The sequence below is a fragment of the Solibacillus sp. FSL K6-1126 genome (assembly GCF_038003445.1).
GTDB classification, from domain to species: Bacteria; Bacillota; Bacilli; order Bacillales_A; family Planococcaceae; genus Solibacillus; species Solibacillus silvestris.
Map to the genome: position 1 here is coordinate 595213 of NZ_JBBOPD010000001.1, position 13149 is coordinate 608361.

Sequence of the window (13149 nt, forward strand, 5' to 3'; positions counted from 1 at the left end):
GCTATGGCAGAAAGTTGCCGTAGCTTTTTTTGATTGCCTGGAGATCAACCCTTTATTAATACGTGATTTGCTTTCAATAATATAATATGATAAATTATGAATGAACGTCAGTCATTAATTGTAGGAGGTAAGAGATGAAAAAGTCATGGATTTATGTAGGGTTAACAAGTTTGTGCGAATTATTATGGATTTACGGCTTCAATGTAGCAAGTGCGTCATGGCATTGGGCAATTATTATCCCACTTATCACTGTTGATTTTTATTTTTTAGCAAAAGCGTGTGAAGGATTGCCAACTGGAACAGTTTATGCAATTTTCGCTGCTATTGGGACAATTGGTACGGCATTGATGGATGTTTATTTATTTGGTGAATCCTTTACAACAATGAAAATTGTATTCATAAGTATCATTGTAATAGGTGTGATGATGTTAAATATAGCGGATACATTGTCTGAACGAAAGGTAGAAAAGGGGGCGCTATAATTGGGATGGATATTTGTGATTTTAGCTGCAATATTAGAAACTATTGGGGTTATTGGACTTAAGAAATTTAGTACCTCGAAGAAGCCGAAAGATCTAGTAACACTTGTTGCGGGATTCGGTAGTGCTTTTTACTTTTTATATGCATCTTTTGAATATTTGCAGGTAAGTATTGCTTACGCTGTTTGGATTGGTCTTGGAACAACAGCAGCAGTCATTATTAATATGCTTTTTTTCGGCGAGTCAAGGAGCATAGGAAGAATGGTGGCTGTGTTTGTGATTGTTATTGGGGTTTCCGGATTAAAATATGTTTCATAGCATAATATTATTGTTTTGGTACATTGTTTCTTCTTTGAACTTTCGTTATCATGAAAGTAGTTTCTGAATGAACTTCATTCAACAAGATAGGGGATGGCGTATTGAATAAAAAACAAAAAATTATTGAAGCAACAATTGAGCAATTTATAAATAAAGGTGTAGAAGGCACAAAAATTTCAGATATAGTTAAGGCCGCTGGAATTGCTCAAGGCACATTTTATTTGTACTTCCCTTCAAAATTTTCAGTCATGCCTGAAATTGCTAAATATGCTGTAGATGAAATTATGAAAAGTATCGAAGAAAATGTTAATTTAGATGAGTCTTTTGACCAAAAAATTGAGCAACTTATTAAAGCAGTGTTCCAAATTAATGAGCAGAAAAAAGAGCTGTTTGCTATTTTATATGCAGGTCTTGCACAAAGTGAACATTTAAAACAATGGGAATCAATATATGCGCCGTTTTATGAGTGGGTGTATAATTTATTGAATGAAGCATTACAAAAAGGCGAAATTCGTTCGACTATTGATGCTTCACGTACATCGCGAATTTTAATCGGTTTATTCGAGTCGACAGCGGAGCAATTATATCTATATGATTCTACGACAACTGAAGAAATTCAGGCCCAATATGAGGAACTTGTTAAATTTACGAAAAGCGCATTGAAATAGATGCGTTTTTTATTTTATATCTATAAGACTAATGGATTTTTCTGGGAAATAAGTTGATAAAGCAGAAATTAAACTGTAGTCAGAGCAACAAACATTTTGTTCCAACAAAAAAAAGCGAGCAAAGAGCTGCTCGCTTTTTTAAAACTTCGTACATTTTTCAAAGATTGCCGTTAAAGTTTTAATTTCATCTTCTGTTAACATGCCGAACAGATTTTCGAAAAGATTGTCTACTTGCTGTTGAGAGCGTTCGAGTACTTCGATTCCTGCTTCGGTAATATGAATTTGCGAAGCGCGGCGATCCGTTTCATTTTGTGTTTTTTCAATGAGCCCCGCCTTAATGAGCTTCGTCGTCAAAACAGTCACGCCACCTGTTGTCACTTTCAGCTTTTCTGCAATGGCAGAAGGGCGCTTTGGTCCGTCTGTATGCAAATAAGCCAAAATTAAAATATGTGATTTCGAGAAGCCTAACTGATTTTGACTGTTCCATTGATTAGCAATTTTGCGTTCCAACGATGTCATCTGTTCAAAAAGTTCGGTTAACTGCTCGCGTTTATGCTCATTCATCAGTGTCAACTCCAAATATTATCACTATTCTACGGCTAATTTTTGAAGGGCATTTAATTCAAATGCACGCACTTTACGAGGGATGAAACGACGAATGTCCATTTCGTTATAGCCGATCTGAATGCGTTTTTCATCAAGTAAAATAGGGCTGCGCAACATACGAGGATGCTGCTGAATTAAGTTGTACAACTCTTGAATGGATAACTGATCAATATCAATGTCCAGATTTTTGAAATCATTCGAGTTTGTCGCAATAATTTCATCCGTACCATCTTCAGTCATACTTAAAATATGTTTAAATTCTGCTAAAGTCAAAGATTGAGAAGTTGTTCTTTTTTCAGTATAAGTAATATTATTTTCGTTTAGCCATTTCAATGCTTTTCGTGATGAGGAACAGCTCGATTGTGTATAGATTGTTACTGTCATAATTAATTTCCTCGCTTTCCCATAATCAATAATTTGGTGATAGCTTAGTTGTAAGACATTTACTTATAATAATATCTTACCAGTAAGCTATTAGTAATGCAACAAGTTTATTATATGTTTCCCTATATCTGTTTACCCATTCTTCTAATAAATTATACGTATAAAACTATAAAAAGTTTCTAATTTAATATTACAGTTTTGTAAAGTAGAAATTAGAAGAGGGAGGGGATTACTGGGCGCGGTGAGTTTTAAATAGGAAATTATTCTAATATGTAGTTGGAGAGTGCTCTAAAATACCGCGACTTTTTAATATATTCCTGAATTATGCCAGATAGAACTTTCTGTAAAAAATTTTTTCTGAAATTAAGAGGATATTGAACTGAGATTACCAATAAAACAGCATTTGTTTCAATAAAATTGGCAGTGTTTCTAATAAATGCTCGAACATTTAATATATTCGTTAGTTATACTAAAAAGTCCTTGCAAAGCGCTATTCTATTGGCGTAAAATTCCGAATACTAAAGGCGATTTTCAAATATTTGCCACATTTATTCTGAGTAAAACAAACCGAAACTCAAAACAGCGCACTCCGTAAAAGAGTGCGCTGCTTCATTAAAAAACTATTTAAATTCGTTTAATTCCTTTGTTTCGCGCGTCGTGAACCAATCTTGCACGTTCCACACTTTCGTAGCCAAGCCCTCATAGAATTCCGGTTCATGCGATACAAGAACGATTGTACCTTTGAATTCTTTCATGGCGCGTTTAAGCTCTTCTTTCGCATCAACGTCCAAGTGGTTTGTCGGTTCGTCAAAGATCAGCCAGTTTGTCTGATCCATCATTAGCTTGCAAAGACGTACTTTTGCCTGCTCACCACCAGAAAGGGAATTCAGTGGGCGAGTAATATGGTCCGTTTTCAGACCGGCACGTGCCAATGCAGCACGAACTTGTGCTTGTTCCATAGAAGGGAACGCATTCCATACATCATCGATCGGTGTGATTTTATCTGCTTTTACTTCCTGTTCGAAGTATGATGGCTCCAAATAGTCACCTAAAATCACTTTACCGTCCAATGGTTGAACTTTGCCTAACATTGTTTTCAGTAATGTCGATTTCCCGACACCATTCATGCCGACTAACGCAATTTTTTCACCGCGCTCGATTTGGAATGTAAGTGGCGGCAATAATGGTTTTTCTTTATCATAACCAATTACCAAACCTTCCGCTTCCACTACGTAACGGCCAGGTGTACGCGCTTCTTTAAAGCTGAACTCCGGTTTTACGGCAGTTTCCGGGCGATCAATGCGCTCCATACGATCCAACTGCTTCGCACGTGATTTTGCACGACCACTTGTTGAGTAACGTGCTTTGTTGCGCGCAATGAAATCTTCCTGCTGCTTAATAAATTCCTGCTGTTTTTCATATGCATCGATATGCTGGCGCTTGTTAATTTCAGCAAGCTCAATAAATTTCTCATATGTGGCAGTGTAACGCGTCATTTTAGCAAATTCTAAATGTAAAATCACATCGACAACATTGTTCATGAATTCCGTATCATGCGAAATTAACAGGAATGCATACGGATAGTTTTTCAAGTAGTTTTTCAGCCAAGTAACATGCTCTTCATCAAGATAGTTCGTCGGCTCGTCCAGTAATAATACTTTTGGCTTTTCAAGTAAAAGCTTAGCAAGTAAAACTTTTGTACGCTGTCCACCAGATAATGCGGCAACATCACGCTCCAGGCCGATTGCATCCAACCCTAAACCACGAGCTATCTCATCAATTTTCATATCGAGGCTATAGAAGTCACCTGCATCCAATGCATCCTGGATTTCAGACATTTCTTCCAATAGGCTGTCGTAATCTGCATCAGGCTCGCCTAATTCCACAGAAATTTCATTTAAACGCTCTTCCTTCTTATATAAAGGTGCAAACGCGTCACGTAATGCATCACGCATTGAACGGCCGGCAGTTAAAACCGTATGCTGATCCAAATAACCGTAATGTGTGCCAGGCAGCCATTCCACTTTTCCTTCATCGTGAATTGCTTGCCCTGTAATGATGCTCATCAATGTTGATTTCCCAACACCGTTTGCACCAACAAGTCCGATATGATCGCCTTCAACAAGACGGAACGAAACATCTTTAAATAACGTACGGTCACCAAATGAATGACCTAAATTTTCAACAGTTAATATTGCCATATATAATCCTCCGAGTGTGTAAGTGTTTGCTACTAATAACGTTGATTATTGTTTGGCGGAAGCTTTACTCACCGCCTGCATTCCAATCAACTAGATTCTTCTAAAAAATTTATCCATTAAAAAACCCGCAACATTAAAGTGCTGCGAGCTGTTTGTTTAGTTCTGCTAGCCGTGCTTCCATATTTTCAAGGCGTGCGAGCGCTTGTTTTACTGAGTCTGCATGGCCAAGTGATTCTAGCTTTTCCATGTCGCCTTGAAGATTGATGTAATCATTCTTTAATTCGGCGATTTGCTGCTGAAGCTGGTCTTTTGTTAGCATCATTAATTACTCCTTTATTTTCGGAAATTAATCTTTTCATATTGTAACATAATGCATACATTTATGTGATGGGGAAAGCCTAATTTTTTAGTTAAATATGGGCCATATTATGACGGGCATAAGCTAAATCGAGCAGCAGGTTTTTGAGGATTTCATTATTTGTTAAAATTTCAAGACTGCGCTGCTTGCGTACAGCTCGTTCACGGCGCTGCTCATGAAGTAAAAGTTCCATCACGGCATTTTGAATAATGGATTGCTTCATTTTCCGACCTAGGCCAATATGGATAAAGCCGTTCATTTCGCGTGTGAATGCATAGTTCAGCTCATTATCCTGCTGGGCCGTTGTAATACAAGGGATCCCGGCTGCTGCCACTTTGTATGGTGTATAGTTGGCATTGCAAATAATCAAGTCTGCTTGTGGCATCAACTCGAGCAGGGCATCAGCTTTTTGAACGATGACAGTATTCTTTCGGCTTAGTGCCATCATTTTTAGACTATCAATGTCATGATGGTATTCATCGTCAATCGCGACTGAAATTTTTAATGGAATTTGCAATTGTGTTAAGTGGCGTAAAGTGCGGTAAGTCAGGTTGTTGCTATCCCCATCTTCAAATGCGACAACAATATGGGGTAGCGAATCTTTAATCGAGCTGTCAGGTTTTTCAAGGATTTGGTGTGCGACCTTTTCTAAATTTGGCGGGACGGCAAACGCATAGCTGCCTGCCAGTTCATGTGTATGCGGCTCTTCATGGGATTCCCCAAACAACGAAACGATATGACAGTCGCTAAGCTGTGCACCCATGCCAAAATCGTCAAAATGAACAATCGTCGAGCAAAACGGTTTAATCATTTCAATTTGTTCAACTTGGGTATCTTTACCTTCATGGATAATTAAATGAGGCTCCAATTCACGCATTTTCTTTTTAAGTTCGATAAAACGATCAAACTTTACAATATTTAAGCCTGTTTGGGCCAATTTATCAAGAAGCTGTTCGTTTGCAGTTTTTACAAAGAGAATGACCTCTTCATCCTGCAACAGATTTGCCAAAGTTACTGCACGCTCAAAAGGATATGTTCCTTTAATCTCACAATGCTCGATAATCCATATAATTTTTCTTTTTTGCACGTAAATCCCATCCTTTCCACTATCTCTATAAAATATGGTGGGATTGCCGAAATTATGAATGAAAGAGCTTTCTACATATACATACATCAAAATAAAGAAAAGAGGAAACATATGAAAACCATGCGTTCAGCGTTGGTCGTAGGTGCAACAGGATTGGTCGGTTTTTCCCTTGTGAAGTTATTATGCGAGAGTGAGGAGTATGCAGCTGTCAATGTCCTTTCGAGAAGACCGCTTGATTTTACGCACCCAAAATTAGTTGTAAAGCTGTGTGAATTTGATCAGATTGCAGATAAGGATATTGAATTTGCTCATGAGGTATTTTGTTGTTTAGGAACGACGATGAAAAAAGCCGGGTCAAAGCAACAATTTGAAAAGGTCGATTTTGAGTATCCATTAACGATTGCAGCCATCGCAAAAAACCGAGGAGTTGGTCATTTCATTGTTATTTCTGCAATGGGAGCAAATGAGAAGGCACTTGCTTATTATAGTCAGGTAAAGGGAAAATTGGAGGCAGAACTTATTAAAATGGATTTCCCGCGACTATCCATCGTACGTCCATCACTTATTACAGGAGATCGCCAAGAATTCCGTCTAGGAGAAACAATAGGCGATAAAGTATTAAAGGTGCTGAACCCAATCTTAGTCGGACCGTTCAAAAAGATGCATTCCATTCCGGCAACGCAAATTGCATTGGCAATGAAAGTAATTGCACTACACGGGAAAAAGCAAAAAGTGGCGATATACTTATCCGATAAACTGCTGGAAATGCAAATGCCCATTATTGAAGAGAAGGAAGCTTTAGAAGAGGAAGAAGTGAGCTTTAACTGGGATAAATACAAAGAAGAAGTGCTATCGCCAGTAGGTATTGAGGACGAAGAAGTCAATCGGAAAAACGAAAACCCAAATAATAGGGAGTAATGCTGGTTATAAGGCTAATCTTATCCGCTATTTCTGAAACCAGCCAAGAAACGAAACCGTAACTAAACTTAGCAATGCTAGTGGGAAATTATTCTAATCCCTTTCCCGATATAACAATGTAAGACGAAAGACTGAAATTGAACTTAACTAAGCAACTACCTATTAAAAAGCAATGTTATTCTGATACAATATGAGTACAATGATTTACATGGAGGAACATTTATGAAAATATTACTTGTCGATGGAACCATTTTTGGTCGTAAAACCGGCGTTCTTTTGGAACAGGTTCAACAATATATTCAAGCTTTCAACCCTTCGCTAGAATTGGAGATTTTATATTTCTCGAAATTACAGCATCAAATTTTAGATGGCAGTCCGCTAAATGATGATATGAAAAAAATGATTCAAAAATTTGAAGAAGCAGATGCTTACATTTTCGCGTCGCCGATTTTCCAGGCATCAATTCCAGGCGTACTGAAAAATGCCTTTGATATGATTCCACCAAAAGCGTTACGCTACAAGCCGGCAGCAATTATCGGCAATGGCGGAACATACCAGCATCATTTAGTACTGGAAAACCAGCTGCGTCCGATTCTTGATTACTTCCGCTGCCTAGTTACACCAAACTATGTATACACACATGCGGACCACTTCGATAAAGAAAATAAAATTATTGATGAAGATGTACACAACCGCCTGCGCGAACTTGCACGCGTATTCGTTCAATATTGCGAAATGACAAAAACATTATCAAAACAAGCAGTTGATATGCAATAACCATTAAGAAGCCTCCGTTTAAATACGGAAGCTTCTTTTTTATTACCCTCAGCAAATGCATCATAACTCCTCAAAAATTCATGTATATAAACTTGCGTATAATATATTTCTTTATTCAACATAATTTAGGATTAGGAAGATGCTATAATAGGATTGTTAAAATTTGTAATGAGGAGGATTCGTAAATAGTTTCAATTGAATCCAACGTCATTTTGAAGTACCATGAATATTTATGTAAAGAGAAGATTTTACTTCCGGAGCATTTGGAGGCGAACCGATAGTGGAACAAACGATATGGCAACAGGAAGAGACACATTTAAAGGAAATTAGTGCACTTCTAAAACAACAAATAAAGATTCAGTCCAATCATTTAAAAAAGCAAAAAGGCGACATTGTTGAGGAACGCTCACAAGCATCTTCGGAGTTTAACGATGTGTCAGGAGAAAGTGCCATCCAGTTTTCACAAATGCTGCAAACGATGCAATTGCGTGAACGAGAGTATCTGAATGCAAGCGAACAATTAAGCAAAATGCAAATTTTATATAAAAGTCCGTATTTCGGGCGTATCTCAATTGAAAATGAAGAAGGCGAACGTGAACATTTATATATTGGCCTATCGACATTCCGCGAACCTAAAACGGATGATGTGCTGATCTATGACTGGCGAGCACCGATCTCCAGCCTTTTTTATGAAAATAAAGTCGGAAAGGCGCGCTATCAAATTCCAGACGGGGAATATATTCCGGTTACAATACAAGGCCGCCGTCAGTATAAAGTAAAGTACGATGAGCTATTGCAAGTACTGGATGCGGATATTTATGTAGGCGATGAAGTGCTGCAAAGCCTGCTGTCGGATACGGCAAAAGAAAAGATGAAATCAATTGTCGCAACGATTCAAAGTGACCAGAATATCGTCATTCGTTCGTCAAATAAAGATAATTTAATCGTACTCGGACCACCCGGCAGCGGAAAAACATCTGTTGCGATGCAGCGAATTGCTTATCTACTGTATGAATACCGCCAAACAATGAATGCACGTAGTATTTTGCTTATTTCGCCGTCCGATTTGTTCAATGACTACATTTCGAACGTATTGCCTGAGCTCGGTGAGGATAATGTTCAACATACGACGTATTACCGTTTATTGCGCGATTTGAAATTATCTTATTACAAAGCAGAGACAAGCTACGAAAATATTGAACGTCTTCAAAAGGGGAGCAAGGAGGAACGCGAGCACTATGCATTCAAAGGCTCGCATGCATACGTAAAGCAACTGCTGAAATATATTCAAAATCTAAAGAAGAGTGGCATGCCATTTTATAATTTGAAGGTGGAAGAAAAGCTGTTTGTTTCCGCTAAAAAACTGACCGACCTGTTTTATGACAAGTTCGGCACATTGGATATAGATTTTCGCCTAAAAAAAATTCGTACAGTACTGCTGGAAAAAATAGAGCAGGAAAAAAAGAAAGACCGTAAAGTATTAATGAAGGAATTAAAGGCGGTCAATACGTATATCGGCACAGATAAGGAAATAGAGCAACAGGCAAATGAAAAGCTGCAAAAAAAGTACGGCAAACTTGAAAATGCGATTCATCAGCTAGGTTTTGTGAATTTAAATAAAATGTATCTTCATTCGTTAACATTCCAAAACGATAATTTAAAAACACAAATGATTCAGGCTGTAACGACTGAAACGCTGAAACAGCGCATATTATATTACGAAGATTTGGCCCCAATCATGTATATACAAGCGGTTGTAAAAGGCTTGTATACGGATAATACAATTAAACATATTGTCATTGATGAAATCCAAGACTATTCGTATTTGCAATTGTTGACGATTAAAGCAATGCATCCAAAAGCGCATTACACGTTGCTGGGTGATAAAAACCAGGTTGTGCATCCGCAAATGAAGGATTCGCTGGCAGGTCCATTGTCCAAGCATTTCAAAGCTGTCGAGCTGAATAAATCATATCGTTCGACAAATGAAATTACCGATTTTATGAGCGCGATTTTGAACAACACGACAACCGAGTCGCTTGGTGTATCTGGAGATAAGCCACAAATGATCGAAACGAAATCAGTGGGTGAAACAATTGCTCGTCTTGTCGGTTCGCATTATAAAGAAGAGGAAAGCTTCGTCATCTTATGCAAAAATAAACTGGCATGCGAACAATTATACAATGAATTAAAACCGCTTCTTCCACAGCTTCAGCTCGTTACAGAAGAACAGAAAGTTTATATGAAAGGGCTGCTCATCATGCCAGGCTATATGGCGAAAGGCTTTGAATTTACAACTGTTCTTGTAGCAGATGCCAATGCCCATGCATACCGGGAAGAGATGGATGCGTATTTACTGTATACAATTGCTTCTCGAGCGACCCGCCAATTATTTTTAGTAACGGACGGAACAATGCCAAAAGCGCTTGCACACATCAAAGAACAGTATTATCGTAAGGAAGTGAACATTTAGGCGTCTTTTGCGTCTAACAGAGGAGAACTACTTTTTTAGGAGATACAAATGGAAAATTTTGATTTAATTTTAGTGTTAAAGCATTTTATTATCGGTATTGTCCAAGGCTTAACTGAACCAATTCCGGTGTCATCAAGCGGGCATGTCATGATTGTAAGTGAACTTCTGGGAATGGGTGAACAGGGCTTTACATTCGCGATTCTAACGAATACGGCATCATTGATTGCGATTATGTTTATTTACCGTGAAGATATTATTCGATTAATTACTGGATTTTTACTGTATATTAAAACACGAAATGCGCGATACCGTACAGACTTTTATTTTGCACTGTATGTCATTATCGGTTCGATTCCAGCAGGTGTTTTAGGTGTTTTGCTGAGTGATGTTATTGCAGATAGTGTGAGTATGACGACGATTGCGATTATGCTGTTTGTGACAGGTATTGCCTTATGGTTAATTCGAAATTTACGCGGAACGAAACGTGATGGGGATTTATCAGCAAAGGATGCCTTATTAGTAGGTTTTGGGCAAGCTGTAGCATTAACACCGGGAATTAGCCGGTCAGGTGCAACAATTATTTCCGCAATTGCTGTTGGAATGAAACAGGAGACGGCACTGCGTTTCTCATTCATGCTGTATATTCCGGTAAGTTTAGGTGGTGTCGTATTAGGGTTTACGGACTTCCTCGATGAGCCAAACAAAATGGATTTAGCCATTCCGTATACAGTTACATTCCTTGCGACATTGTTTATGACATATTTCGCTATGCGATGGTTCATGGGGATTATGAAAAACGGAAAGCTCCACTACTTCACGTATTACTGCTTTTTAGTAGGTATTTTATTATTAATATTCTTTTAAAACGAATGAACACGCTCGTAGTCTTTAAGGCTATGAAGCGTGTTTATTTGTTTAAGGAAAGGGAGTCGCTAATTGAGGTTTTTCTCAATTTCTCGATTTGGCCGAATATAGTTCTCTATTTTTTAAGTGCGTGTATAACTTGATTTATCAGCTTTTAAAAGCATCTAACCATTCAAATTCACTTCTGTTCAGCGAAAAAAGATTGACAAATGAAGTATAGTTCTATTTAATTAGTTAGGTTAACTAACCATTATAGAAAATAAAGGGAGGTAATCTAATTATGACTTTCTTTTTACAATTGCACCGTTTTCATAAACGTTATATGCAGCGACTTACTAGTATGCTGGCAGGGCATGAACTGTCCAATGCCAACTGGTCTTTGATGCAATATTTGGCGAATGAAGAGCTGGCTACAATGAGTCAAATCGCGAAATATTGGGATGTCGAGAAGCCAACTGTTTCTGCAAATGTTAAGACATTGACGAAACGAGAGCTTATCCAACTGAAACAAGGCAATGACAGACGTGAAAAATATATAAGTTTGACGGAAAAAGGAGAAAAATTGTATGAAAATATTTCCCCGGAAATTAAATTTCTACAAGATCAGCTATTAAATAACCTGACAGACGAACAACAGGAGCTTTTCAAAAAAGCGCTGTCTGATATGGAGAAAATATTGAAAGAAGGGCTAGAATGAAGGAAATAAAAGAACCTATATGGACGAAAGATTTTATTATTGTATCGATCATTAACTTTGTATCCATTTTAATGTTCTTTCTTTTAATGGTGACTATTTCAAGTTATGCAGTAGATACATACCATGTTTCTACTAGTATTGCGGGGCTTGTTTCGAGTATTTTTATTATCGGTTCATTGATCGGCCGGTTAGGGGCTGGGCGTCTTATCGGTAATATCGGGCCACAGAAGATGCTTTTAATTGGCCTTGTCTTATTTTTTGTAACAACAACACTCTATTTAATGGAGTGGGGCGTTGTCTATTTATTGATCATCCGTCTATTGCAAGGGATTGCAGTCGGGACGATCGGGACAGCGACAGGTACGATTGTTGCTATGATTTTACCGATCTCACGTAAAGGAGAAGGGATTGGATACTTTAGTCTTAGCGCGGTTCTGGCAACAGCCATTGGTCCATTCGTCGGCATGTTCATGCTGAAGCTTGAAAATGGCTTTGATGTCATTTTCTATATGAACACCAGTCTTTCGCTTATGTTACTAATTGCTTATTTCTTTGTTAAAATCTCTTTACCACCAGTGAACAAGCAAAATGGGCAACAAACAGAGAAGTTATCGTTTATCGAAAAATTTATTGAACCAAAAGCGCTTCCGATTTCATTTATTGCCTTATTAATCGGTTTTGCGTACTCTGGCGTCATGACGTTTATTACGTTTTATGCAAGAGAAATCAACTTAGTGGAAGCGGCAAGCTATTTCTTCTTGGCATATGCAGGAATTGTCATTATTTCCCGCCCGTTTACAGGGAAATTAATGGATGTTCGCGGTCCTAACGTGATTGTATACCCATGTCTTGCTGTATTCGCTGTAGGTATGCTGCTGTTTAGCCAGGCATCTGCAGGCTGGATGCTTTTAGTAGCAGCTGTCCTAATTGGTTTTGGCTACGGGAACTTCAATTCCATTGCTCAAACAATTGCGGTTAAAGTAACGGAGCCTCATCGATTCGGCTTAGCAACATCGACATATTTTATTTTGTACGATTTAGGATTAGGGGTAGGGCCTTTTATTCTTGGAATGATCGAACCCCATACAACATACCGAACAATTTTCGTTTCCATGATTCCGCTAATTCTTATTTGTATCCCGCTTTACTATTTATTAGTAGGAAGAAAGCAAAAGCTAGCGTAAGTTATGACAATTTATCAGTTTAGGTAAATAATCGGAATAACAACTTCATGTCAGGATCTTACTAGCAATAAGCATGTATCTTCTAAAATGGTACATGCTTATTGTGTATTTAGTTGAAAAGTGATAAAATTTTGA

Annotated in this window: 14 protein-coding genes; 9 read left to right on the forward strand and 5 right to left on the reverse strand. The window is 37.9% G+C overall.

Annotated elements, in window-relative coordinates:
- The first annotated feature begins 134 nt into the window (after positions 1-134).
- The 3 genes from MHH44_RS02930 (at position 135) to MHH44_RS02940 (ending at position 1465) form a co-directional block, all read left to right on the forward strand.
- Positions 135-482, forward strand: a complete 348-nt coding sequence (locus tag MHH44_RS02930) for a DMT family transporter (RefSeq protein WP_340797749.1) — start codon at positions 135-137, stop codon at positions 480-482.
- Positions 483-797, forward strand: a complete 315-nt coding sequence (locus MHH44_RS02935) for a DMT family transporter (RefSeq protein ID WP_008404681.1) — start codon at positions 483-485, stop codon at positions 795-797.
- Positions 798-898: 101 nt separating this feature from the next.
- Positions 899-1465 (forward strand): TetR family transcriptional regulator, encoded by a 567-nt coding sequence (locus tag MHH44_RS02940; protein WP_065216674.1) that lies wholly within the window; start codon positions 899-901, stop codon positions 1463-1465.
- Positions 1466-1603: 138 nt separating this feature from the next.
- Here MHH44_RS02940 and MHH44_RS02945 read toward each other — a convergent pair whose 3' ends face one another.
- The 5 genes from MHH44_RS02945 to MHH44_RS02965 all read right to left on the reverse strand — a co-directional run bounded on the left by MHH44_RS02945 (position 1604) and on the right by MHH44_RS02965 (position 6101).
- Positions 1604-2029, reverse strand: a complete 426-nt coding sequence (locus MHH44_RS02945) for a MarR family winged helix-turn-helix transcriptional regulator (RefSeq protein ID WP_008404678.1) — start codon at positions 2027-2029, stop codon at positions 1604-1606.
- A gap of 24 nt (positions 2030-2053) precedes the next feature.
- The gene (gene spxA, locus MHH44_RS02950) at positions 2054-2455 is read right to left on the reverse strand and encodes a transcriptional regulator SpxA (RefSeq protein WP_008404676.1); all 402 of its coding nucleotides are present in this window, start codon (positions 2453-2455) and stop codon (positions 2054-2056) included.
- Between the two features lie 620 nt (positions 2456-3075).
- Positions 3076-4656, reverse strand: coding sequence for an ABC-F family ATP-binding cassette domain-containing protein (locus MHH44_RS02955; RefSeq protein WP_008404674.1), 1581 nt, complete (start codon positions 4654-4656; stop codon positions 3076-3078).
- A gap of 133 nt (positions 4657-4789) precedes the next feature.
- Positions 4790-4978, reverse strand: coding sequence for an SE1832 family protein (locus MHH44_RS02960; RefSeq protein WP_008404672.1), 189 nt, complete (start codon positions 4976-4978; stop codon positions 4790-4792).
- 88 nt (positions 4979-5066) lie between these two features.
- On the reverse strand, positions 5067-6101 hold the full coding sequence (locus MHH44_RS02965; RefSeq protein WP_339263670.1) for a PseG/SpsG family protein: 1035 nt from the start codon (positions 6099-6101) through the stop codon (positions 5067-5069).
- A 111-nt stretch (positions 6102-6212) separates the two neighbouring features.
- Between MHH44_RS02965 and MHH44_RS02970 the strand changes: the two genes are divergently transcribed.
- From MHH44_RS02970 to MHH44_RS02995, 6 genes are all read left to right on the forward strand, one after another.
- Positions 6213-7019 (forward strand): NAD(P)H-binding protein, encoded by an 807-nt coding sequence (locus tag MHH44_RS02970; protein ID WP_340797750.1) that lies wholly within the window; start codon positions 6213-6215, stop codon positions 7017-7019.
- A gap of 222 nt (positions 7020-7241) precedes the next feature.
- Positions 7242-7796 (forward strand): NADPH-dependent FMN reductase, encoded by a 555-nt coding sequence (locus MHH44_RS02975; RefSeq protein WP_008404666.1) that lies wholly within the window; start codon positions 7242-7244, stop codon positions 7794-7796.
- A 280-nt stretch (positions 7797-8076) separates the two neighbouring features.
- Positions 8077-10269: an RNA polymerase recycling motor HelD gene (helD, locus tag MHH44_RS02980; protein ID WP_340797751.1), complete on the forward strand. Its 2193-nt coding sequence runs from the start codon at positions 8077-8079 to the stop codon at positions 10267-10269.
- 48 nt (positions 10270-10317) lie between these two features.
- Entirely contained in the window at positions 10318-11133 is an 816-nt protein-coding gene (locus MHH44_RS02985) for an undecaprenyl-diphosphate phosphatase (protein WP_065216671.1), read from the forward strand.
- Positions 11134-11413: 280 nt separating this feature from the next.
- Positions 11414-11830, forward strand: a complete 417-nt coding sequence (locus tag MHH44_RS02990; protein WP_008404661.1) for a MarR family winged helix-turn-helix transcriptional regulator — start codon at positions 11414-11416, stop codon at positions 11828-11830.
- On the forward strand, positions 11827-13014 hold the full coding sequence (locus tag MHH44_RS02995; protein WP_340797752.1) for an MFS transporter: 1188 nt from the start codon (positions 11827-11829) through the stop codon (positions 13012-13014). Before MHH44_RS02990 ends, MHH44_RS02995 begins: the two co-directional genes overlap by 4 nt.
- Positions 13015-13149: the final 135 nt, after the last annotated feature.